Origin of the sequence: Kitasatospora sp. GP82, assembly GCF_029892105.1 — a bacterium.
Taxonomy (GTDB): Bacteria; Actinomycetota; Actinomycetes; order Streptomycetales; family Streptomycetaceae; genus Kitasatospora.
Genome location: NZ_JARZAJ010000029.1, coordinates 22151 through 45195, shown reverse-complemented (window position 1 = coordinate 45195; position 23045 = coordinate 22151). Strand labels below are relative to the sequence as shown.

Genomic DNA, 23045 nt, shown 5'->3' with positions numbered 1-23045 from the left:
AGACCGCCGGGGGAGGCCGCCCGAGCTCTCGGGCGGCCCCCCCCGGCACGACGCGGCGGCCTCTCCTCAGGTCACAGGGCGCCGACCAGAGCGGCCTTGTCGATCTTCCCGGTGTCCCGCAGCGGGAAGGCGTCCACGGCGACGATCCGGGCCGGGATCATGTGGGCCGGCAGCCGGGTGCGCAGGTGTTCCTGGACCTCCGCCGGAGACGGCGAGCCCTGCGGCGCGACGTAGAAGGCGACCAGGTCGCGGCCGCCGGGCAGATCGACCGCGACGACCACGGCCGCGCGCACCCCGGGGCACTGGTTCACCGCGTACTGGATCTCGCCGAGCTCGATGCGGTAGCCGCGGATCTTGACCTGGTCGTCCAGCCTGCCGAGGAACTCCAGGTTCCCGTCCTCGAGCCAGCGCGCGCGGTCGCCCGTCCGGTACATCCTCCCGCCCGGCCCCGGCGCCCACGGGTCCGGCCGGAAGGCGGCCGCGGTCAGGCCCGGCCGGCCCGCGTAGCCGAGTGCCAGGCATTCCCCCGCGATGTACAGGTCGCCCACCTGCCCGATCGGGCAGGGCTCCAGACCGGCGTCGAGCACATAGTAGCGGGCGTTGTCCATCGGACGGCCGTACGGAATGCTCGGCCACGCCGGATCGACGGTGCCCACCGGGTAGTGGTTGGACCAGACGGTGCATTCGGTCGCTCCGCCCAGTGCCACGACCTGAGCCGATGGAAAGGCGCCCTGAATCTCGGCGGGCAGCGACAGCGGCACCCAGTCGCCGCTGAGCAGGACCAGCCGCAGGCTGTCCCGCCCCCGGGCTGCGCGGAACGGCAGGAAGGGCGTGAGCATCGCCAGCGCGGCCGGGGCGGAGTCCCAGATCGTGACCGGCTCGCTCTCCAGCAGGTCGATCAGCGTCTCCGGTTCGGCGATCTCCGGCTGGCCCGCGACATGCACCGAACCGCCTGCCGCAAGGACCCCGAAGATGTCGTAGACGGACAGGTCGAAGCAGAACGACGCGACGGCCAGCAGCCGATCCTCCGGGCCCACCGCGTAGGTGCGGTTGACCCACTCGATCAGATTGACCACCGGACGGTGCTGGACCAGAACACCCTTGGGGCGGCCGGTCGAGCCGGAGGTGAAGATGGCGTACGCGATGTCGTCGGCACCGACCGCGGCGGGCAGCGGGGTGGCGGGCCGGGTCGCGATGTCGGCACCGGTTCGCACCCGGCCGCGCCGGTCCCGTGCGGAGGGCACACCGGTCTCCGTGACGTGCAACAACGCGTCGTAGCGGTGGGCCAGTTCGCCGGCGAAGGCGCTGGCGGGCCGACGCCGGACCTCGGCCCGGTCGATCCCGGGTAGTACCTCGGGCAGCCGGTCCAGCAGCGCGGGTGGGATGCGCAGCCCGGCGTGGTCCTCGATCCGCGGATCGATCAGGTCGGCCAACAGCACGGCACCGCCGGGCCGCAGCAGCGGCAGCAGCGAGTCGAGCGTCTCGAGGAAGTAGTCCATGTCAGGCAGGAACTGCACCGTGCTGGCCATGATCACCAGGTCGAACGGGCCCTGCACCCTGGTCCCGACCTCGTGCGCGAAGCAGACCTCGCCCTCGATCTCGAAGCCGGCGTCGGCGGCTGTCCGCAGGTTCCTGCCCACCGCGACGGCTGACGGGTCCACGGCGGTGTAACGGCGCGCGGTCGGGGCGAGCGCCTCCATGATCAGGCCCGAGCCGCAGCCCACCTCCAGGATGTCGGCCCCGTGGCCCACCCGTTCCAGGGCGAGCCGGGCCACGTGGTCCCGGTAGTCCGCCACGTCGGCGGGCCGGTAGGGGCGCTCCGAGCGGCGCAGGTTGAAGCCGGCGGCCTCCAGCGGATCCGGTTCGCCGGACAGGAAGTCGAAGAACTCCTCGACCATCTCCCGGTCCAGGATCTCCGCCCAGGTCTGCGTGGAGGGGAGGTCCGGGCAGACGACCTCGCGCACCGAGGGTGCCTCCCAGCGGAGTTCCTGCGCCGTCCTGAGCCGTGACCGCCCGGTCACCAGACAGCAGACCTTCAGGTCGTCGAGCAGCCCGAGCACCCGATCCTGGGGCCAGCCGGGGTCGATGGGCACGTAGGCGGCACCGGACTTGAGCACCGCCAGCAGGGCGGCGGCGGCCCAGGGCGTCCGGTCGCTGAACAGCGCCACGTACGATCCCCGGCCGATTCCGCGCTCGTGCAGCAGCCGGGCCAACCGGTCCGTCCACCGGTCGAGTTCGGCATGCGTCAGGACGGTGCCGTCGCTCGCCGACAGGGCTGGCCGGTCGGGATGCCGACGGGCCGCCTCCCGGACCAGCTCCGGTATGGTCGCCGACCGCCGGAACGGCAGGGCCGTGGCGTTCCACTCGGGCCTCGGCAGGCGGACGTCCGTCACAGCGCGTCCACCTCCCGCTCGCCGGGCCGGCCACCGGTACGGGCCTCGATCGCCCCTGTCAGCGCGGTGACGGTGGGGTGGTCAAAGAACAGTCGCAGCGGCAGCCGGGCGCCGACCTGCTGACCGAGTTGTGCCATGACGCGGGCCACCAGCAGCGAGTGACCGCCGACGGTGAAGAACTCGTCGTCGTTGCCGAAGTCGTCATGGCCCAACACCACGACCCATGCCCCGCGGACCAGTTCACGGACAACGACGGTGTCCGGTGCCGGGTCGGACGAACCGGATGACATTCCTACCTCCTGCGAGTTGATGAGCGTGGCCAGCCTCGATGTCGGCCACGATGGCCGACACACCGTCGAGTACCAGGCCTAGGAACTCTTCGATCTGCGACGGCCGGTACTCCGTGGCGCTGTGCCGCACCCGGAGCGACAGCCCGTCGTCGGCCAGCAGTGCGCTGACCTCCAGCGAGTAGGGCCGGCGGTTGGCCGGTCCGCGGTCGCCGGCGGCGTCCAGCGGCAGCGGCTCGAACAACTGCCCGTCGGGCACCGTCCGCGCACCGCCGTCGACGAGCCGGCCCATCCGGCCCAGGTAGTTGAAGTTCACCGTGGACTGCGGGAGCTCCGCCATGCGCTGGCGCATCGCGGGGTCACTCGAGGCGTAGCGGAGCAGCCCGTACCCCACGCCGCCGGAGGGCACCGCCCGCAGGGCCGCGCGCGCGGCCCGGTAGGCGCGGGCGGGATCATCGTCGGGCCCGAGGTCGAGCACCAGCGGGTGCATCGTGGTGAACCAGCCGACCGTCCGGGTGAGATCGACGCCGTCGATGAACTCCTCGCGACCGTGGCCCTCGACGTCCGCCCGCACCCGGCGCCGTCCGGTCCATCCGGCCAGCGCGTGCAGCACGGCCGCCAGCAGGACGTCCTGGATCCGGTGCCCGGGCTCCCGCCGGTCCGTGGCCGCAAGCAGCGCGGCCGTCCGCGCGGCCGGGAGCGTGGCCGAACCGGTGCGGCTGTCGCGCTCGGCCGAGGGCAGGGCCGGCGGCTCGTCAAGACCGGCGCAGGCGGTGGTCCAGTACCCGAGCTGTTCCGTCACCTCCGGCGAGTCGGCGTACCGGTGCAACAGCCGGGTCCACTCCGCGAACGGGGTGGCGGCGGGACGCAGCCGGGGCTGCTGTCCGGCCAGCAGCTGTTCGCAAGCCCGGGTCAGGTCCTCGATGACGATCTGCCAGGAGACGAAGTCCACGACGAGGTGGTGGGCCGCCAGTAGCACCCGGTGGCCGTCCGCCGAATCGTCCGCAAGGACGGCCGCGACGAGCACCGGGCCGGCCGCCAGCCCGGGCGCGGCGTGCACTGCGGCGAGCGCCTCCGGCAGTCCGCCCGGGTGGTCCAGGATCAGCACCGGCGCGGTGTCCGGGTCGACGCTCTGGTGCCAGCCCTGCGCCGTCCGGGTGTACCGGAAGCGGAACGCCGGGTGGTGGTCGGCCACCGCGCGCAGCGCCCGGTGCAGCGTGGCCCGGTCCAGACGTCGGTCGGCCCTGAGCAGCACCGCCTGGTTCCACCGGTCGCGCTGGGCGAGCTCCTGCTCCAGGAACCATCGCTGCACCGGCGCGAGCGGGACGTCGGCGGCCGCCCGGTCCGGCTCTGCCCGGGGTGGCTCGGCGGGCTCTGGCCGACGGGTCTCCTCGGCCACCGCGGCGAGTTCCCGCAGCGTCGGATGGGTGAAGACCTGACGAGGAGTGATCCTGATGCCGTGCTCGGCGGCCAGCGAGACGATCCGCATGCTGGTGATCGAGTCGCCGTCGAGGTCGAAGTAGTCGTCCTGCGGCCGGACGTGTGCGACGTCGAGGACCTCGGACCAGATCGCGGCGAGCCTGGCTTCCATCGGGGACAGCACCTCGGCGGGTGGCGCGATCCCGGGCTCGGCCGTCGCCGGGCCGGGCGCCGAAGCCGGCGGGCCGCTGCGGTCCGTCTTCCCGTTGCCGGCCGCCGGAAGGTGGCCGACCGGGACGATCTCGGCCGGCAGCTGGTACTCCGGCAGGACGGCCCGGAGTACCTCGCGCAGCTCGGCCGCCGTCGGAGCCGCCGCCGCGGGGTCCAGCGCGACATAGGCCACCAGCCTGCGGTCCTCCTCGCCCACCGTCATCGCGCGGGCGCCCACGACGGCGGGAAGGCGGAGCAGTTCCGCTTCCACGGCGGGCAGGGCGATCCGGTATCCGCGCAGCTCGACCACGTCGCCCACGCGCCCGGCCGCCACCACCTCACCGTCGGGCAGGTACCAGCCGAGGTCGCCGGTCCGGTAGAGCCGTGCTCCGGGGCGCTCGGCGTCGGGATCGGGGAACCAGTGTTCCGCGGTCCGGCCCGCACCGTGCAAGGGCCGGGCCAGCACGTCCGCGTCCACGCAGATCTCCCCGGGCACGCCCACCGGGGCGAGCCGGCCGGCCGCGTCCAGCACATAACGCACCGCCGCGCCGACCGGCCGCCCGCTGGACACCGGGCGCTCTGCGGCGAGCTGCTGGGGCACCTCGTGGGCGGAGACCGCGAGGGCGGTGTCGGCCCCGCCGTAGCTGTGCACCACGCGCGCCGGACCGGCCAGTTGCCGCCATCGCCGTACCAGGTCACCGGGCAGCGCGTCGCCGGACACCAGCAGGGTGTCCACCGAAGGTCGGCGGCCCGCCTCGGCCAGCGCGGCGAGCAGACCGGCCAGTTCGGCGGCGGTCACCTCGACCAGGCCCAGCCGGCGACCGCCTGTGAGCAGTCGGACGAGGCCCGCGGGGTCGGCCCCGGCGTCGGTCAGAACGGCGGTGCCGCCTCCGGCCAGTGCGCCGAGCAGCCGGGCCAGCATCCGGTCGGGCCGAAGGCCGCCGTGCACCAGCGATCCGCCCGGCCCGGTCCGGAGCCCGGCGAGCCAGGTCGCCCAGGTGGTGAGGGCCCGGTGCGTGTGCACGTACGCGGTCGGCCGACCGGTCACGCCCGAGCTGCGCAGGACGAGGGCGCCGTCCTCGGGTCCGACGGCCGCGGCGGGAGCGTCCTGCGCCGCGGCCGGCACGTATTCGCCGAGTCGGAGCACCGCACGGTCCACCGCGCCGACCCGGCTCTGGCCGGAGGCGGTGGTGACCAGCACCCGGACGTCGTCCTCGGCCAGTACCGCCCGCAGCTCCCGCACATCGGTGTCGAACGGCAGTGCGTCGCAGACTCCCCCGGCCACGAGGACGGCGAGCCCCGCCACGGCCAGCTCCGAGGAGCACGGCAGCCAGAGCACCGCCCGGTCGCCTGCGCGCAGCCCGGCGGCCCGCAGCGCGGCCGCCAGCCGGGCCGCCCGCTCCCACACCTGCCGGTAGGTCAGTTCGGCGTCCTGCGCGACCACCGCCATCCGGTCCGGCCGTAGGCCGGCCTCTCGGCGGATCACCTGGACGAGGGTGTCCGCCGGGTGGGCCGCAGCGCTGCCGCGTGAGGCGTCAAGCAGGGTGCGGCGGATCTCGCCGCCGACGGCCTCAATCCCGCCGACCGGGTGCCCCGGACGCTCCAGGAGCCGCGACAGCAGGTCTCCGTACTGGTCCGCCATCCGCTCGACGGTCGACGGCCGGAACAGGTCGGAGTTGTACTCCCAGGCGATCGAGACCGAGTCCGCCGCCTCGTACACCGCGCCGGAGAAGTCGTACACCACGCCTCGCTGGTGCAGCTCGATCGACTCCATGACCAGGGCGCCGAGCCGGAGTTCGTGACCGCTGCCGCCGGTCAGGAAGCGGCTCAGTGCGAGCAGCCCGGCGTCCTGGGCCTTGTTCTGTCCGAAGGCGACCTCGACCAGCGGGGCACGGCTGCGGTCGCGTTTGAGGTCGAGCCGCTCGACGAGCGTCTCGAACGGCAGCAGCTGGTGGTCCAGCCCCTGGTGCAGCTCGTGCCGTACGGTCTCCAGCAGCTCGGTGAACGACCGCTCCGGATCGAGCTGGGTCCGGCAGACCACCGGATTGACGAAGTAGCCGAGCACGTCGCGGAATTCGGAACGCTGGCGATTGGTCGTGATGGCGGCCACCGCGATGTCCCGCTCCGCGGTCATGCCGTGCAGGAACACCTGGAATACGGCCAGCAGCACCGTGTAGACGGTGCAGCCCCGGGCCCGGGCGAACTCCTGGAGGGCCTGCACCCGGGCGGTGCCCAGCTCCTGGAAGAAGGTCGAGCCGCGCTGGGACTGCACCACGGGGCGCGGTCCGTCCACCGGCAGTTCGAGCGCCGGCGGCCGCGGGGAGAGCCTGGTGCGCCAGTACTCCCAGTCCCGCCGCCCGGCAGGTCCGGCCACGGCCTCGGCCTGCCAGCGGACGTAGTCGGTGTACGCGTGGCGGGGCGCGGGGCGGTAGAGCTCCGCGCCGGCCGCCTCGGCGGCGTGGACGGCCTCCAGCTCCCGCAGCATGGCCACCATCGACCAGAAGTCGGTGGCAATGTGGTGCAGCGTGACCAAGAGGACCGGGCCGTCCGCCGCACCGAGGTACAGGCGGACCCGCAGCGGCGGTTCCTGCGTCAGGTCGAACGGCCGGAAGGCCTCCGCGCTCAGCTCCGCCGAGCGGTCCGCCCACTTCTCCGGCACCTCCACCACGGCGAAGTCGACCGCTCCCGGGCCGGCGACCCGTTGGAAGGGGCCGCCGGCCCGCACGCCGAAGGTGGTGCGCAGCACCGGATGCCGGTCCACCAGGGCCTGGAAGCTGCGGCGCAGGACCTGCGGATCACACCGGGAGGTGATCCGGGCGGCGAAGCTCTGGTTGTAAGCAGCGTTCTCCGGTGCGATCTGGTCCGCGTGCCAGATGGACAACTGATTGTGGGAGAGCGGGAATTCGCCGGTCAAAACGCCCTGGGCGACGAGCGGTTCCACCGCCTCCTCGGGCTCCTGGGCCAGTCGGCGGGCCAGCGAACCCGCGGATGCCGCTCCGAGCAGCTCGGGGAGCCCGACCACGCGCCGCAGGTCGTCCTGGACGGCCATCTTCAGCCGCAGCGCACCGAGGGAGTCCAGGCCCTGTGAGCGCAGGGGAAGCTCGGGATCGACCGCGCCGGGTGCGCAGCCGAGGATCTCCGCTGTACGCCAGAGCAGCTGATCGGTGATCAGCCGTTCCCGTGCCGCGGGATCGGCCACGTCCCACACCTCCGGGGGACGGACCGGGCCCGGCCCCGGTGGCGCCAGGTCTGCCAGCCGGGACGCCAGCTCGGCTCGGCGGATCTTGCCCAGCGCCGTGCGGGGCAGGTCGTCGGCGAACTCGAACCGGCTCGGCACCTTGTGCTCGGCCAGCCGCTCGCGGCAGTAGGCCCGCAGTCGCTCGGCGTCCGGCTCGCCCGCCGGAACGACCACGGCCACCAGGAGGTCTCCGCCGCCGTCGACGGGAACCCCGACGACAGCGGCGGAGCGGACGTCGGGGTGGCTCTCCAGGAGCTCCTCGACCTCCACCGGATTGACCTTGTGCCCGCCGGTGTCCACCAGGATCCGCTTACGGCCGGTCAGGTACAGCCGGCCGTCCTCACCTAGCCGGCCGAGGTCGCCGGTGAGATAGCGGCCGTCCGCCCGGACCAGTTCCCCGTCGGGCGCGGCCTCGCCCAGCATCACCGAGCCACCGGTCACGGCGATCTCGCCGACGCTTCCGGCCGGCAGTGCCTCGCCGTTCTCGTCCAGGATCTCGACCGTCACTCCGGCCAGCGGGCGCCCGACGGACTCCGGTACCACCTCGTCGGGGTCGCAGTCCCACGCCACGCTTCCGGCCTCGGAGCTGCCGTAGGTCTGCCGGACCGGCACCGCGAAGCGATCCTGGAACCGCTCGCGAACCGTCTGTGGCAGGAAGTTGCTGCCGGAGAGGCACAGCCGCACCGAGGAGAGGTCGGCGGCCCGGTCGGCCGGCCAGTCGGCGAGCGCGCCCAGGATGTAGGGCACGGATGGGAAGACCGTGACCCGGTGCTCCTCGATCAGCGACAGCACGGCCTCGGGGTCGAGCCGGCCGGCGCCCTCCCGGGCGTCCTCGTCCCGCGGTTCCAGCAGCACCAGCGTCGCCCCGGCCAGGACGGACACGATGAGGCAACAGAACTGCCCGAGTGCATGGAAGAGCGGCACGGGGCACAGCACCACGTCGTCCGTAGTGATCGCCGCGCTGGTGATGATCTGGGTGGCCTCCGCCACCTGGTTGGCCTGGCTGCGGCAGATCCGCCGCGGCTCGCCGGTGGAGCCCGAGGAGTAGGTGTGGACCCAGGGATCGTCGGCCTGTGCCGGGTGCATGGGCACCGGCGTCCCGTCCCGGACGAGGTCGTCGAAGGCGTGGTGGGAGCCGGACCCGCCACCCACCACGACCACTTCGGGTGCCGGCTCCAGCGCGCCGGCCAGCCGTGCCAGGACCGGCGCCAGGCCGGCGGTGGTGACGACGGCGGCCGGCCGGCCGCCGGCCAGGCGGGAGCGGAGCTCGTGCTCCGTCGACCGCGGGTCCACGGCCAGCACTGCGGCACCGAGCCCGGCGGTGGCGAAGTACGTGATCACGAACTCCGGGCAGTTGGGCAGGGCCAGCAGGACGAGATCACCCGGTGCCACGCCGATGCCGTGCAGGCCGGTGCGCAGTCCGGCGATCCGCCGGCCGAGCTCCCGGTAGCCGATCCGCACGTCGCCACAGACGATCGCGGTCCGTTCTGGATGCCGTGCCAGGACGGCGCCGAGATGCCGCTCGATCACGCGGCTCCCCCGTCCACGGCCCGCAGCTGGCCGACGACGTAGTCCTGGACATCGCTGACGCAGCGGATGCGCCGGGCGATCTCCTGGTCGATCGCCGGCAGGCCGTACTCGTCCTCCAGGGCGAACGCTAGCTCCAGCAGCGCGAGCGAGTGGTAGCCGAGATCCTCCACCAGGGCCGGGTCCGCCTCGGCGGCCCCGCCCGGGTCGGGCGCCATGGCGACCACGATCTCTCGGATGTCCTCGCGGGTCTCTTGCTCGGTTCGCTGGCTCATACGACTCTTCCTGTGAATGGTTGTCCGGCAGTGCAGCGCCGGTCAGCTCTCGACGGCGATCTCAAGCAGATAGGGATGGGGCGAGGCCAGGGCGATGCGCAGCGCGCTGGCCAGCCCGCCCGGCAGGTCCACGCGGGCGGCCGCGCAGCCCTGGCCGCGGGCCAGAGCGACGAAGTCGAGCCCCCCGAGCGCGGTGCCCACCGGCTTGTCGATGCCGAAGCGGCGGGCGAAACGGTCCACGGTGCCGTACCCGCGGTTGTTCACCACCAGGACGGTGAGCGGGAGTTCGAGGTGCGCCGCAGACCACAGCGCCTGGACGGAGTACATGGCCGAGCCGTCGCCGACCACGGCGATCACCCGCTCGGCGGGCCTGGCAAGAGCCATGCCCACGGCTGCCGGGAGGGAGTGTCCCAACGAGCCGCTGGCGCAGGTGTAGAAGCTCTCCGAGTGCTCGTTGGGCAGGTACTCGCACATCACCGGGCGGCTGCTGGGCGCCTCCTCCACGATGACGCTGCGCGCCGGGCGCAGCCGCGCCAGGGTCTGCATCAGGTACTGCTGGGTGATGAGACCGGAAGGCTCGACGCGCGCCGGCGCCGGGCGGACGGGCGGCGCCGGGCGGACGGTGACGGGCTGGTACGCCAGCAGGTCGCGTACCCCGAGGCGGATGCTGGTGAGCACCGCGTCGCCGACCGGGGTCCAGGCCGCCGTCGCCGGGTCGTCGGTCAGCTGGTACAGGGCTGTCGCCTCGGGCAGGTAGGGGCCCGTCCCGGCGACGTGGTAGGTGAACACCGGCGCGCCCAGGGAGAGCAGCACGTCGTGATCGCGCAGCCGTTGGACGATCTCCTCGCGCACCGGCGGGAGGAACCCGGCGAACAGCGGATGGGACTCGGGGAAGCTGCACCGCGAGGACATCGGCGCGGCCCACACCCGGGCCTGGTGCAGCTCCGCGAGCGCGACCACCTCGTCGACGGCCAGGTCCTGGTCGACTGCCGCGCCCACCACGAAGGCCGGGCGTTCGGCGCGGGCGAGGGCCGTCCCGACCCGTTCGAGCGCGTCGGGAGCGGCCCGGAGCGCGGTACTCACCGTGCGCGGCGCCACCGGCTCGGCGGGCTGGTCCCAGTCGTCGGCCGGAACGCTGACCAGTGTCGGGCCCTGAGGCGGCGTCATCGCCAGGTGGTAGGCGCGGGCGATGGCCGCGGGGACGTCCTGGGGCCGGGCGGGTTCCCGGCTCCACTTGACGTACGGCTTGGGCATCTCGGCCGCCTGGTCGGAGAACAGATACGGCTCGCCGCCGAGCAGCGACCGTGCCTGCTGGCCCGCCACGATCACCAGCGGCGTGCGGTTGCGGTAGGCGGTGAACAGGCTGCCCATGGCGTGGCCAACCCCGGCCGCGGAGTGCAGGTTCACCAGCGCGGCGTGGTGCCGGCCCTGGGCGTAGCCGTCCGCCATCGCCAGGACGACGGACTCCTGCAGGCCGAGCACGTACCGGAAGTCCGCCGGGAAGTCGCGGAACATCGGCAGTTCGGTGGAACCCGGATTGCCGAACACCGTGGTCATCCCCAGCGATCGCAGCAGGGCGAAGGTCGCTTCGCGCACGCTCGCCCCGCCGGCCGCCGGCCGGTCGGCCAGCTCGGCGTTGTGCAGTCGGTCGGACACCCTCGTGGTCCTCCATCCTCAGAGCTTCGTGCGGTGTGTGTGCGGTGCTGCGGGCCGGAGTTCAGGCCCGGCCCGCCTCGGTGGCGGACAGCGCGTCCCAGACCCGGGCGGGTGACAACGGGGTCGCCGTCAGACATTCGGCGATGTCGGGAACCGCCGCCGCGACGGCGTTGGCCACCGTGGCCGGCCCCGGGATGACCCCGCCCTCGCCCAGTCCTTTGAAACCGCCTGGGATGACGGCGCTCGGTGTGCTGCGGTGCTCCACGGTCACCGGCGGGACGTCGGCGCTCGCGGGCAGGATGTACTCGGTGAAGCCGGTGGTCAGCGAGTGCCCGGTGACCGGGTCGTGGACGACCTCCTCGGTCAGCGCGATCCCCAGCCCCTGGGCGACCCCGCCGATGATCTGTCCCTCGGCGATCAGTGGGTTCACCAGCACCCCGCTGTCGTTGACGGTCCAGTAGTCCTCGACGGCGATCTCGCCGGTCTCCAGGTCGACGGAGACCGCCGCGCCGTGCGCGGAGTAGGAGAAGGTGATCGCGGGCGGATCGAAGTCCGCCGTCTCCTCCAGCCGGATGCGGCCGGGCTCGCTCCTGCCCCAGCCCTTCCAACCCCGGCTGGTCACCTCCTGCCAGGCCAGCGAGGTCCGGCCGGCCGGCCACCGGAACTCAGCCCCCTCCAGGACCACTTCCTCGCGGGGCGCCTTGAGGTGGTACGCCGCCAGCTCGAACATCCGCTCCCGCATCCGGTCGGCCGCCTGCATCAGCGCGGCGCCGGCGAGCGTCAGCGAACGGCTGGCCTGGGAGGTGAGGTCCGAGTACGGCGCGGTGTCGGTGTCCCCGAGCTCGACCGCGACCCAGTCGATGGGCACGCCGAGCCGGTCCGCGACGATCTGGGCGAGCGTGGTCTCGATGCCCTGGCCGATCGCGATGACGCCGGCGAAGACGGTGACGGTGCCGTCCTGGCTGACCCGAACCCGGACGCTCTCCCAGCCACTCCAGTCGATCTGGAACATCTCGAGCAGCGCGGACGGCGCGAACCCGGTGATCTCCACGCTCGGAGTCACCGCCACGCCGCGCCGGACCGAGTCACCGGAGGGCCGCGCCCGCTCCTCGGCCAGCGCCGCGGCCCGCCGCAGCGCGGCCGGATAGTCGCCGGAGTCGTAGCCGAGCCCGGTGCGGGTGGTGTAGGGCAGTTCCTCCGCCTGGATGAGGTTCAGCAGCCGGAGCTCGAGCGGGTCCCGCCCGGTCTCGCGGGCCGCCTCCTCGATCAGCCGCTCGCGGATCCAGGCGGCCTCCTGCATGCCGTATCCGCGGTAGGCGCCGGTTGGCACGGTGTTGGTGTGGACGGCGGTCACCGTGGCACCCGCCCGCTCGAAACGGTAGGGGCCCTCCAAGGCGAGACCGGTCACCTGGAACGGCCCGGTGCCGGCCTGGATCGGGAAGGCTCCGAGGTCACCGGTGATGTGCGCGGACAGAGCGAGGAAGCGCCCCGAGCCGTCCAGCGCGAGGCGCGCCCGGGCCCGCTGGCCGCGGCCCTGGTAGCTCGCCGTCAGGTTCTCGGTGCGGTCCTCGATCCACTTCACCCGGCGGCCGAGCGACACCGCGGCCAGGCAGACCATCACCTCGTCCGCGTAGGTCGTCACCTTGCCGCCGAAGGAGCCGCCGATATCCGGTGCCACCACCCGTACCTGGTCCACACGCAGGCGCAGCGCGGTGGCGAGCTCCTGACGGACCACGTGCGGCGACTGGGTGCTGCTCCACACGGTGAGCCGTCGCGTCGCGGGGATCCACTCGGCCAGCAGGCCGCGCGGCTCCATCGGGCTGTGGCAGACCCGCTGGATCGTCAACTCGCGCTCGACGACGTGCGCGGCCGAGGCCATTACCCGTTCCAGCTCCTGGGGTGCGTCGCCGAAGTGGATCTCGCCGACCACGTTGGTGCCGTCCTCCGGGTAGAGCAGCGGAGCTCCCTCGGCCAGTGCCGCGTCCAGCCCGAGCACCGCCGGCAGCGGCTCGATGTCGATCCGCACCAGCTCGGCGAGGCCCTCGGCCTCGGCCCGGCTGGAGGCCACCACCAGGCCGACAGGCTGGCCCACGTAGCGGACGGTCCGGGCGGCGACCGCAACGGTGCGCGCGCGCTGGCCGGGAATCCGCCACGCGGTGGGCAGCTCGTCGGTCAGCAGTTCCAGGTCGTCCGGTCCCAGCACGAGCAGCGCCCGGCCGCAGGCCAGCGCCGCGGCGCAGTCGACGGCCACGATGTGCCCGTGCGGGACGGGGCTGCGCAGGACGACGGCGTGCAGGGCGCCGGAGTCGTCGATGTCGTCGACGAACCTCCCGTGGCCGACCAGCAGCCTGGGGTCGTGGATGCGCGGCATGGAGCGCCCGATGAACGGCCCTGCGTGGTCGGTGCGGCTCACCCCGCGGCCTCCTCGGTCTTCCAGTGGCGCTCGATCGCCCGGCGGATCCCGACGTAGCCGGTGCACCGGCACAGATGTCCGGCGAGCACCTCGGAGACGGTCTCCTCGGCGGTGAGCCGGGCCCGCTCGGCGTAGGCGAGGCTCATCAGCACACCGGGGGTGCAGAATCCGCACTGCAAGCCGTGCTCGGCCATCAACGCCTGCTGCATCGGGGCGAGGGCGCCCTCGGTGGCGAGGCCCTCCACCGTCTCGATCCGGCAGCCGTCGGCCTGGACTGCGAGCATCAGGCAGGAGCGCACCGGCTCGCCGTCGACCAGCACCGTGCACGCACCGCAGACGCCCTGCTCACAGCCGACATGGGTGCCGGTCAGACGAAGCCGGTGACGCAGCACGTCGCACAGCGGTGTACGGTCCTCCGTCTCGGCCGTGTAGGGCCGTCCGTTGACGACGAGGCTGACAGCTCTGGTCATGGGGCACTCCCCTCGGTGGCCAGCCGGGCGGCGGCCCGGCGGATCACGGTGCGCAACAGGTGGCTGCGGTACTCGGCACTGCCGTGCAGGTCCGACGACGGGTCCGCTTCGGCCGAGGCCGCGTCGAGCACCTCGGCCAGGTCGCCGTCGAGACGGCGTCCGGTCAGCGCGCGCTCCGCCTCCCACAGCCGCCGTGGCCGGTCGGCGATGCCCGAGGCGGCGAGCCGGGCGTCCGTCACCACGGACCCGGCCAGGCTCACCGCGAGACAGAGGCCGATCAACGGGAAGCCGGCCCGGCCACGCCGGGTGACCGCCTCGAAGCGGCAGTGACGGCCGGGGGTGCGCGGGAACTCCACCCGTACCAACAGCTCGTTCCGACGCCGCGCGGTCGTCCGGGCGCCCGCGAAGAAGTCCTGGGCGAGCACGCTCCGCTCGGCCCGCGCCGAGCGCAGCCACAGCCGGGCCTCCAGCGCCACCGCCACCGCGGGCAGCTGCGCCGTCGGATCGGCATGGCACAACGAGCCGCCCAGGGTGCTGCGATGGCGAATCTGCCGGTTCGCCACCTGCGCCGCGGTCTCCGGCAGGACCGGCAGGGCGGCGCGCAGCGGCGCACTCTCCACCAGCGCCCGCAGCCGGGTCAGCGCGCCGATCCGCACCACCTCGTCGGTGATCTCGACACCGGCCAGCCCTGGCACCCGGTTGAGGTCGAGCACGGTGGCCGGGCGCACCTGACGCAGGGCGAGCAGCGGCAGCAGGCTCTGGCCGCCGGCCAGTGGCACAACGTTGGCTCCCGGCTTGCCGAGCAGGGCCAACGTCTCCTCCAGCGTGGCCGGGGCCCGGTACTCGAACGGGACGGACTTCACCGGGCCGGCTCCCGGTCGAGGCCGGCCCGGCCGCCCTCGGTCCGCTCGCGCACCAGCTCCGCCGCGCGCGACGGGGTCAGGTGGCACAGCGCCTCCAGCACCGTCGCGTCGAGCAGCGCGACGGCACCGGATCGCTCCGAGACCAGCTTGAGCCGCAGTCCGTTGCCGGTGGGGTACGTCGAGACCGTGACGGCCGCCGATTCACAAAAGATCCTGCAGAGTTCGGTTTCCTGCCGCTGCGCCGCGGTCCAGGCCAGCCCGCTCATGCGATTGCCCCACTTCCCGGATTGCTAGAAGATGACGGAGAGTTGCTCGTGGGTCGCGACCTCGGCGTCGAGCAACACCCGGCGCCGCAGCAGGCGGTAGCCGCCGCGACCGGAGCAGTGGACGAGGTCCTGGCGGCCCGCCGTGACGACGACGGCCTCGTCCCGCCCTCTACTCCAGGTGACCAGGACGTTGCAGTCGACCCGCCAGGTGTCGGGCTCCGCGGCCGAGAAAACCCGGACGGCTCCGAGGAAGTGGCGCATCACGCCGCTCGGCCGGTCGGACCAGGCGTACTGCAGCCCGACCCGGCCCAGCTTCATGGCCAGCACCTGCTTGGTCGCCTCGAAGAGCAGCGCCCGGTCGCTGTGCCGGGGCAGGCTCGGGTCCTCGCGCAGCAGCGGTACCGGCAGCTGGTAGATGAACCGCTCGTCCAGCAGGTCCAGCCAGTCCTGGTACCGGCATTCGTCCAGGGCGGCGGACTCCTCGGTGAGAAAGGCCGCGAACGAGTTGTCCAGTTCGGTCCTCCGAGCGCCGCGGGCCGGGAACGGCCGCAGCTCGTACGGGAGGTCGGTCGGGTCCAGACGCGCTGTCAGCGCGGCGGCGTCAGTCACGGGTCCCCTCCTCCATAAGTTCGGCCCAACGGCGGTAGAACGCCCGCTGGTTGTGTTCCGACAGGGTGAGGTACTCGGCCCGGCCCGGCCCGGGGAAGTCGGGTACGGGTGTTCCCAGCCCCAGCCCGAGCGACAGGTCAAGTGGGGCCGTATCGGCCACGGTGCCGCTGATCGCCGCATCGATCCGGGCGAAATTCTCGAAGTCGTCCATCTCGAAGAGGATTCCGCCGGCCGACTGCGACCTGGCCTGGAAGGCGTAGGAGCGCCGCTTCCAGTCCTCGTCGAGCTGCCGGGGCACCAGGGTCCAGTAGGTGCACTCGGTGCGGCGGGCGTCGATCGGGTTGTGCACCCGCCAGACGACGTACTTGGTCAGCGGGTCGTTCTCCCGGCCGATGGCCCGGTCGTGCGAGACGCTGAGGAACGCAGCGTTGGGGAAGACCACACCGTGCACGACCTCGCAGTGCGAGTTGAAACGGACCTGCTCCGGCGTCTGCGCCGCGGTGAACTGCTCCCACACCTCGCGCGGGTAGCCGATGTAGGCCGGGTCGGTCACCGTGCTCGGCAGCGTGCGCCGCCCCTTCTGCACCACGTAGCCGGCCCGTACCGCGTGTCCCTGCGGGGTGCCGATGTTGATGCCGATGAGCTCCAGCTCGCCCTTGCCCAGGGTGCCGTCGGCCAGGCTGTCGCCGTAGATCCCCTGCTCGAAGGCAGCCTGGTGGGTGGTGCCCATGTGGTAGCCGTCGCCGGCGAAGTTGTCGGTGACGACCTTCCAGTTGCCCTTCATCACCGAGCGCTGCGGGGGCCCGTAGACCTCCCACTCGCCGCCGGCCAGGTCCAGCATGGCGTCGAGGTACCAGCGGAAGTCCCCGAGGTGCTCCTCCAGCGGCGGAGCCTGGTCGCTCCAGGTGGCGAAGATGAAACCGCGGTAGCAGGTGACCCGGGCCCGGGGCAGGTCGTGGTCCTGCTTGCGGAAGTCCTTCGGGTAGTTGCTGCGAATGCTGGGCACGCCCACCAGGCGTCCGTCGTTGGCGAAGGTCCAGCCGTGGTAGCTGCAGCGGAAGTGCGCGGCGTTGCCGAAGGTGGCGCGGCACAGCTGGGTGCCGCGGTGGCTGCAGGAGTTCAGCAGCACGCTGAACCCGCCCTGCTCGTCCCGGGCCACGATCACGCTGTCGTTGCCGAGCCGGCGTACCAGGTAGTCGCCGGGGTCGGGCAGCTCGGAGGCGAAGCCGAGCAGCTGCCAGGACTCCTTGAAGACCTGACGGAATTCCCGGTCCAGAACCACGTCGTCGAAAAAGGCTCGGCGATCGAGCGGAAAACCCGGCAGGGATTCCTGCCGGCGCAGTGCTTCGGCCATTCAGTGCTCCGCGGGAAAGAGGAGTGGCGATCCCATCAACGAAAGGGAGGCTAGGTGCCCACGGCCCCGTCTGACCAGTGTTCGGGCAGCGGAGGTCGGACACCCCCGCAAACCTGCGCACTCCCGATCCGAGGCGTTCAGCGACTGCGCCTTGTCGATACTCCCGGGCCTTTGCTCTAGTAAGCGCATCCACTCCGTGAAACCCATTGGGGGTAATTCCGTGCCCACTCGCGAGCTCGCCGCCGAAGATTTCTCCCACAACGACTTCGAGTACATTCCCAATCCGTTTTCGTTCTACGCGAAGATGCGGGCGGACAGCCCGGCCTACCGGTCCGAGCGGATCTTCGGCGGCGCCTGGCTGTTCTTCGGGTACCAGGACTGCCTCGCCCTCATGAAGGACGAGCGGCTCTCCAACGCCCGGGCCGCGGTGCCGCTGTGGTTCCTGCCCGAGGAGCAGCGCACCGAGTACGCCGAGATGATCAGGGTCTACGAGCGCTGGCTGGCCTTCCACGACGGCAAGCAGCACACCAAGAACCGTCGTCAGGCCAACCGCAGCTACACCCCGTTCAGCGACGAGGTGCTGGAGCCGCGGATCCAGGGCCTGGTCGACGGGCTGCTGGACGCGGTGAACCCGGCCGGGTTCGACCTGATGACCGAGTTCGCCTTCCCGCTGCCCGCCATGGTCATCGCCGACATCCTCGGCGTCCCCACCGAAGCGCACGCCGAACTGAGCCGCTGGACCGACGACATCGCCTACCTCTTCGGCTCGACCCAGGTGACCGTTGAGCACCTCAAGCGGACCCAGGTCAGCACCCGTGAACTGACGGACTTCCTGTCCTCGCCGGAGTGCATGCGGATGTCCGAGAAGCAGGGCGGGCTGCTGCACCAGCTCCGCACCACCGAGGTGCACGGCCACCGGTTCTCCGACGAGGACGTGGTGGCGCAGGCCGCCCTGCTGCTCTTCGCCGGCGTCGCCTCGATCCGCTACCTGATCGGCAACAGCGTGCAGGTGCTGGACCAGCGGCCGGCCGGCGAGCGCGGGCTGCTGCTCGACCCGCAGACCGTCGCGCCCGCGGTGGAGGAGCTACTGCGGTTCTGCACCCCGGTGCAGTTCGTCGGCCGGGTGGCCCGGGAGGACTTCGCGTACACCACGGCCGCCGGTGAGCAGATCGTGCTGCCCGCCAACCGCCCGCTGATGCTGTACGTCGCCTCTGCCAACCGCGATCCCGAGCAGTTCTCCCAGGCCGACGAACTCGTGCTGACCCGGCCGCTGCCGAACCGGCACCTGACCTTCGGCGCCGGGCGGCACCTCTGCTTCGGCGATCCGCTGGTGCGTCAGACCCTGCGGATCGCGCTGGCCACGCTCTACCGCCGGATGCCGGGCCTGCGGGTGCAGGAGCACAGCCTGAACTGGAACAACAACCTCGGCTTCCACGGCTTCACCTCGCTGCCAGTGTCCGACTGAGGTCCGGCAGCGGGCCGTCCACGTCGAACACCCACCTTGGAGTCCTGATGACCGATCCACGACTGACCAACTTCATCGACGGCAAGCGCGTCGCCCCGCTCGACGGCGGCTACACCGAGCTCCTCGACCCGTGCACCGGCGCCGGGTACCAGCACGCCCCCGACAGCGGCCCGCGGGACGTCGACCTCGCGATGCAGGCGGCCGCCACCGCCTTCGAGGAGTGGCGGTGGACCACGCCGACACAGCGGCAGCAGGCACTGCTGCGGATGGCGGACGCGCTGGAATCACGCATCCCGGAGTTCGCGGCGGCGGAGGCGCTCAGCACCGGAAGCGCGGCGGCGGCGGGCGAGGCACCGTTGATGGTGGACCAGCTGCGGTTCTTCGCGGGTGCGGCACGGATCCTGGAGGGTCGGTCCGCCGGGGAGTACTCCCCCGGGCACACCTCCTACGTGCGCCGGGAACCGCTGGGGGTCTGTGCGCAACTGGCACCCTGGAACTTCCCGCTGCTGATGGCGGTGCTGAAGAGCGCGCCCGCGCTGGCCGCGGGCAACACGGTGGTGCTCAAGCCCGCCGAGACCACGCCGCAGACGGCGCTGCTGTTCGCCGAGCTGGCGGCCGAGTTCCTGCCACCGGGCGTGCTCAACGTGGTCTGCGGAGGGCGCGCCACGGGCCGGCTGATGGTGGAGCACCCGGTGCCCGCCATGGTCTCGCTCACCGGCTCGGTGGCCGCCGGCATGGACGTCGCCCGGGTGGCGTCCGCCGGCCTCAAACGGCTCCACCTGGAACTGGGCGGCAAGACCCCGGTCATCGTGTGCGCCGACGCCGACCTGTCCGACGCGGCCGCCAAGATCGTGGAGGCGGCCTACGGCAACGCGGGCCAGGACTGCACCGCGGCCACCCGGGTGCTGGCCGCCCGGGAGATCCACGACGAGCTGGTGGCGGCCCTGGCCACGGCGGCCCGCTCGGCCCGCCCCGGTCCGCCGCGGGACGCGGGCGCGCTGTACGGCCCGCTCAACAACGCGGACCAGCTGGAGCGGGTCGACGGGTTCGTCCGGCGGCTGCCGTCGCATGCCACGGTGGTCACCGGCGGCCGGCGGGTCGGCGACGAGGGCTACTTCTACGCGCCGACAGTCATCACCGGGGTCCGGCACGACGACGAGATCTCCCAGCAGGAGGTCTTCGGCCCGGTGATCACCGTCCAGTCGTTCGCCGACGAGGACGAGGCCGTCCGACTGGCCAACGGCGTGCCGCAGGGGCTGGCCTCGGCGGTGTGGACCACCGACCACGCCCGCGCCATGCGGCTGACCCGGCGCCTGGACTTCGGCTGTGTCTGGGTCAACACGCACCTCGGTTTCCCCACCGAGATGCCGCACGGCGGCTTCAAGCACTCCGGCTACGGCAAGGACCTGTCACTGTACGGCTTCGAGGACTACACGCGGATCAAGCACGTGATGCATCACGTCGGCGAGTAGCGCCGGAAAACGCCGCGGTGCGGAGCGTTCCAACGCTCCGCACCGCGGCGCTTTCCGGCCCACTCGGGCGCTCAGGCGACCAGGTGGGTGCTCAGGGCTCGCGCGATCAGCGAGCGGACCCGGTCGCCCTCGGTGACCACGAACAGATGGCCGCCCGGAAGGTCGACGGCGCGGAACGCGCCGGCGGTACGGCTCTCCCAGGCCAGCAGGTCCGATCGGCTCACCAGTGGATCGTCGGTGCCGCCCAGTGCGTCCAGCGGACAGCGGAGCGGTCCGGCCCGGAGGTCGAGATGGGTCTCGCCGGCGGCGAAGTCCGTCCGCAGCGTGGGGAGCAGCAGCTCCGCCAGCTCGTCGCCGTCCAGGGCGCTCTCATGCTCCGGCTGCAACCTCCGGACGGCGACGAGGAATTCGGCAGTCGGCAGTCGGTGCAGAGCGGGCCCGCGCAGCGGGCGGTGGGGCGCCCGGGAGCCGGACACCACCACTCGTACGGGCTCGGCGCCGAGCTCGCCGAGCCGGCAGGCCGCCTGATGGGCGACCAACGCGCCCATGCTGTGGCCGTAAAGGGCGTACGGGCGGTCGATGTCCGCGAACAGCAAGGGCACCAGGGCGTCCGCGATCGCGGAGACGCTCCCCAGCGGCGGCTCGTTCAGGCGCCGCTCGCGGCCCGGCAGGGCCACCGGGACCACTTCGATCTCCGGCCCGAACGCCTCGGGCCAGGAGCGGAAGACGCCGACTCCCGCACCGGCCCAGGGCAGGCAGTACAGCCGCATCCGGGCCTCCGGGCGGGGCCGCGGCACTGCCAGCCAGCCGCCCCCGCGCATCACCGGGCCTCGAACGCTCCGGGTTTCCGATCCCACTGCCGACTCCGTCTCCCGTTCCGGCCGATCAACTGCTGCCACGGCCCGGTTGGACACCACCGCTGGCCCGTGGCAGCAGCTGCGCCACCGCGCGTTCCGGTGCGCGCACCGCCGCGGTGGCCAGCTCGGTGAAGTCGGCCACCAGCCTGGACACCCACTGCGGGTCGAACCGGCGCCGGTCGTACCAGACCTGGCCGAGGACGTCGTCCGCCCCGGGCATCAGCACGAACTCCAGGTCGAAGCGGCTGACCATCCCACCCGGCGGGCTGATCTGGGTGACCTCGAGGCCGGTGAGCCGTAGCGCGTACTCGGGGCCCGCGGCGACCTGGAACAGGATGTTCTCGAGCCCGGCGCCACGCTCGCCCTGGGCCTGCGGGACGAGGTGGTAGGGGACCTCCTGGAAGTCCAGCGCGTCCAGCACCGAGTCGCGGGCCGCGGCCAGGACGTCGAGGTAGCTGGCCTCCTCGTCCAGGCCCAGGCGCAGGACCAGCAGGTTCGCCAGGAAGCCGACCGTACCGGCCAGTTCGGGGCGGGTCCGGTTGGCGAACATCGACGCGAAGGCGAGATCGGTTTCCCCGGTGCGGGTGTGCAGCACGGAGGCGAAGAGCGCAAGCGTGGCAACGAAGGTGGTGACCCGCTGCCGCTGGCACAGCGCCTGGAGGTCGGACATCAGCCCGGGGCCGAGGGTGAACTCCGCCAGGCCCGGTTCCTGCCCGACACCCGCGCGGATCGCCGAAGTGCCGGGCAGGGCGGGCGGCTGGGCACCCTCGAGCCGCCGGCGCCAGAACCGCTGGCTCTCCGCCAGCACACCGTTTCCAAAGCGCTCCTGCTGCCACTGGCTGAAGTCTGCGAACTGCCAGGCCGGCGAGGCGGCTCCGACGGCACCCGGGCCGGCCGCCGAGGACGGCCGGTACAGGCCGCCGAGTTCCTGCGAGATCACCCCGCCGGACCAGCCGTCGGTGGACAGGTGATGGATGTTGAGGATCAGCACGAACTCCTCCGGGCCGACCTCCAGCAGGGCCGCATGGAGCGGTGAGACGCCCAGGTCGTGCCGGGTCCGGGCATGACGCAGCATGGCGTCCGCCAGCTCGGCCGGATCGCCGTCGGCGATCCTCTCCTCGGCAAGCGCGACCGGGCCCGGCGAGTGCACGTGCTGCAGCAGCCGGCGTGCGGTGAACTCGTACGAGGTGCGCAACGCCTCGTGGCGAACGACCAGTTCCTCCAACGCGGCCCGCAGGGCCGCCCGGTCGAGCGGGCCGCGCAGCCGGTAGCACGCGTTGACGTTCAGCGGCGCGTCCGCGCCCCGGTAGTGCTCCATGAGCCAGAGCAGCCGCTGTCCGGCGGTTGCTTCGACGGTCCGTATGACGGTCATGTCCGGTCCTTGTCGGCGAGGTGGGATGGCCCGCACGGGCCAGGCACCGACAGGACCCTAGTCAGCGGCATTCGATCGCGACAGGCGCCGCCCGCCGTGCCCTGACAGCCGCCCGACAGCTCTCCGGGTGCCGGCGCGCCGCGGTTGCCAGCCGGCCGGCCGGCCGCCGACGATCATCGTCCGACCACCGAACCGCCCCCACCCGCAGAGGAGTTCCTCCGTGCAGGACATCGCCGACCAGCTGCGGAGCTGGAGCGCCGCCGGACGCGCGTTCGCGCTCGCGAGTGTGGTGTCCGTTCAGGGCAGCGCGCCGCGCCGGGCGGGGGCCGCCCTCGCCGTGGACTCCGACGGCGAGGTGGTGGGCAGCGTCTCGGGCGGCTGCGTGGAGGCCGCCGTGTACGAGCTCTGCCAGGAGGTGCTGCGCGCCTGGCGACCCAACCGGGTCACGGTCTGCGACGCCCGGCCGGTCTTCGCGACGGCCCGCCGCTTCCCCGCCGCCCACGAAGTGGTGGTCGACTGGGCGCATCGCTATCTGGACGCGGAGGAGGCCGCCGGCCGCCTCGACGCCCGGACGGTGCTGTGCTGTGCTGTGCTGTCTGACCCACGACCCGAAGTTCGACATCCCCTGCTGGAGCGGGCCCTTCGGCTGCCGGTCGGCTACGTCGGCGCCATGGGGTCGCGGCACGTGCATCGCGAGCGCCTGGAGCGGCTGCGCGAGGCCGGCCTCGCCCGGCAGCGCTCGCCCATCGGCCTGGACCTGTGCGCCGGCACCCCGGAGGAGACCGCCGTCTCCATCGCCGCGGAAATCGTGGGCCTGCAGCGCGGCGGCACCTTCCGTCCGCTCGGCGCGACCAGCACATCGATCCGCCACGGCGGTGCCCGGGCCGACCGGCGGGCGG

Annotated in this window: 15 protein-coding genes and 1 pseudogene; 3 read left to right on the top strand and 13 right to left on the bottom strand. The window is 72.7% G+C overall.

Annotated features, from left to right (window positions below):
• Positions 1-71 precede the first annotated feature (71 nt).
• The 11 genes from P3T39_RS26410 to P3T39_RS26360 form a co-directional block, all read right to left on the bottom strand.
• Positions 72-2393 (bottom strand): amino acid adenylation domain-containing protein, encoded by a 2322-nt coding sequence (locus P3T39_RS26410; RefSeq protein WP_280701450.1) that lies wholly within the window; start codon positions 2391-2393, stop codon positions 72-74.
• Positions 2390-2683 (bottom strand): phosphopantetheine-binding protein, encoded by a 294-nt coding sequence (locus P3T39_RS26405; RefSeq protein ID WP_280701449.1) that lies wholly within the window; start codon positions 2681-2683, stop codon positions 2390-2392. Before P3T39_RS26405 ends, P3T39_RS26410 begins: the two co-directional genes overlap by 4 nt.
• Positions 2634-9077, bottom strand: coding sequence for a condensation domain-containing protein (locus P3T39_RS26400; protein WP_280701448.1), 6444 nt, complete (start codon positions 9075-9077; stop codon positions 2634-2636). Before P3T39_RS26400 ends, P3T39_RS26405 begins: the two co-directional genes overlap by 50 nt.
• Positions 9074-9349 carry a hypothetical protein gene (locus tag P3T39_RS26395; protein WP_280701447.1) on the bottom strand — a complete coding sequence of 92 codons (276 nt, stop codon included), beginning with the start codon at positions 9347-9349 and terminating at the stop codon, positions 9074-9076. Before P3T39_RS26395 ends, P3T39_RS26400 begins: the two co-directional genes overlap by 4 nt.
• A gap of 42 nt (positions 9350-9391) precedes the next feature.
• Positions 9392-11005 (bottom strand): benzoylformate decarboxylase, encoded by a 1614-nt coding sequence (mdlC, locus tag P3T39_RS26390; protein WP_280701446.1) that lies wholly within the window; start codon positions 11003-11005, stop codon positions 9392-9394.
• A gap of 61 nt (positions 11006-11066) precedes the next feature.
• The gene (locus P3T39_RS26385; protein ID WP_280701445.1) at positions 11067-13418 is read right to left on the bottom strand and encodes a xanthine dehydrogenase family protein molybdopterin-binding subunit; all 2352 of its coding nucleotides are present in this window, start codon (positions 13416-13418) and stop codon (positions 11067-11069) included.
• The gene (locus P3T39_RS26380) at positions 13415-13888 is read right to left on the bottom strand and encodes a 2Fe-2S iron-sulfur cluster-binding protein (RefSeq protein ID WP_280701444.1); all 474 of its coding nucleotides are present in this window, start codon (positions 13886-13888) and stop codon (positions 13415-13417) included. The genes P3T39_RS26385 and P3T39_RS26380 overlap by 4 nt, the downstream gene beginning before the upstream one ends.
• Positions 13885-14751 (bottom strand): xanthine dehydrogenase family protein subunit M, encoded by an 867-nt coding sequence (locus tag P3T39_RS26375; RefSeq protein ID WP_280701443.1) that lies wholly within the window; start codon positions 14749-14751, stop codon positions 13885-13887. Before P3T39_RS26375 ends, P3T39_RS26380 begins: the two co-directional genes overlap by 4 nt.
• A complete protein-coding gene (locus P3T39_RS26370; RefSeq protein ID WP_280701442.1) occupies positions 14748-15017 on the bottom strand; it encodes a hypothetical protein in 270 nt (89 codons plus the stop codon). The genes P3T39_RS26375 and P3T39_RS26370 overlap by 4 nt, the downstream gene beginning before the upstream one ends.
• A 24-nt stretch (positions 15018-15041) precedes the next feature.
• A complete protein-coding gene (locus P3T39_RS26365; RefSeq protein ID WP_280701441.1) occupies positions 15042-15626 on the bottom strand; it encodes an aromatic-ring-hydroxylating dioxygenase subunit beta in 585 nt (194 codons plus the stop codon).
• Positions 15619-16980: a Rieske 2Fe-2S domain-containing protein gene (locus tag P3T39_RS26360; protein WP_280701440.1), complete on the bottom strand. Its 1362-nt coding sequence runs from the start codon at positions 16978-16980 to the stop codon at positions 15619-15621. Before P3T39_RS26360 ends, P3T39_RS26365 begins: the two co-directional genes overlap by 8 nt.
• 220 nt (positions 16981-17200) lie before the next feature.
• Here P3T39_RS26360 and P3T39_RS26355 point away from each other — a divergent pair, with 220 nt between their 5' ends.
• Positions 17201-18445, top strand: a complete 1245-nt coding sequence (locus P3T39_RS26355) for a cytochrome P450 (protein WP_280701439.1) — start codon at positions 17201-17203, stop codon at positions 18443-18445.
• A 47-nt stretch (positions 18446-18492) separates the two neighbouring features.
• A complete protein-coding gene (locus tag P3T39_RS26350) occupies positions 18493-19917 on the top strand; it encodes a gamma-aminobutyraldehyde dehydrogenase (protein WP_280701438.1) in 1425 nt (474 codons plus the stop codon).
• Positions 19918-19988: 71 nt separating this feature from the next.
• Here the strand turns inward: P3T39_RS26350 and P3T39_RS26345 are convergent, their stop codons facing one another.
• Both P3T39_RS26345 and P3T39_RS26340 read right to left on the bottom strand, forming a co-directional pair.
• Positions 19989-20774 carry an alpha/beta fold hydrolase gene (locus tag P3T39_RS26345; protein ID WP_280701437.1) on the bottom strand — a complete coding sequence of 262 codons (786 nt, stop codon included), beginning with the start codon at positions 20772-20774 and terminating at the stop codon, positions 19989-19991.
• Positions 20775-20802: 28 nt separating this feature from the next.
• Positions 20803-22146: a condensation domain-containing protein gene (locus P3T39_RS26340; protein WP_280701436.1), complete on the bottom strand. Its 1344-nt coding sequence runs from the start codon at positions 22144-22146 to the stop codon at positions 20803-20805.
• A gap of 220 nt (positions 22147-22366) precedes the next feature.
• On the opposite strand from P3T39_RS26340, the pseudogene P3T39_RS26335 reads away from it, so the two are divergent.
• Positions 22367-22990, top strand: a pseudogene (locus P3T39_RS26335) (XdhC/CoxI family protein); the annotation flags it as partial.
• Positions 22991-23045: the final 55 nt, after the last annotated feature.

Bases quoted from the DNA above. Each gene is read 5' to 3' on its own strand.
- P3T39_RS26340 (WP_280701436.1), bottom strand. From the start codon at position 22,146: ATGACCGTCATACGGACCGTCGAAGCAACCGCCGGACAGCGGCTGCTC.
- P3T39_RS26370 (WP_280701442.1), bottom strand. From the start codon at position 15,017: ATGAGCGGGCTGGCCTGGACCGCGGCGCAGCGGCAGGAAACCGAACTC.
- P3T39_RS26350 (WP_280701438.1), top strand. From the start codon at position 18,493: ATGACCGATCCACGACTGACCAACTTCATCGACGGCAAGCGCGTCGCC.
- P3T39_RS26405 (WP_280701449.1), bottom strand. From the start codon at position 2,683: ATGTCATCCGGTTCGTCCGACCCGGCACCGGACACCGTCGTTGTCCGT.
- P3T39_RS26395 (WP_280701447.1), bottom strand. From the start codon at position 9,349: ATGAGCCAGCGAACCGAGCAAGAGACCCGCGAGGACATCCGAGAGATC.
- P3T39_RS26380 (WP_280701444.1), bottom strand. From the start codon at position 13,888: ATGACCAGAGCTGTCAGCCTCGTCGTCAACGGACGGCCCTACACGGCC.
- P3T39_RS26360 (WP_280701440.1), bottom strand. From the start codon at position 16,980: ATGGCCGAAGCACTGCGCCGGCAGGAATCCCTGCCGGGTTTTCCGCTC.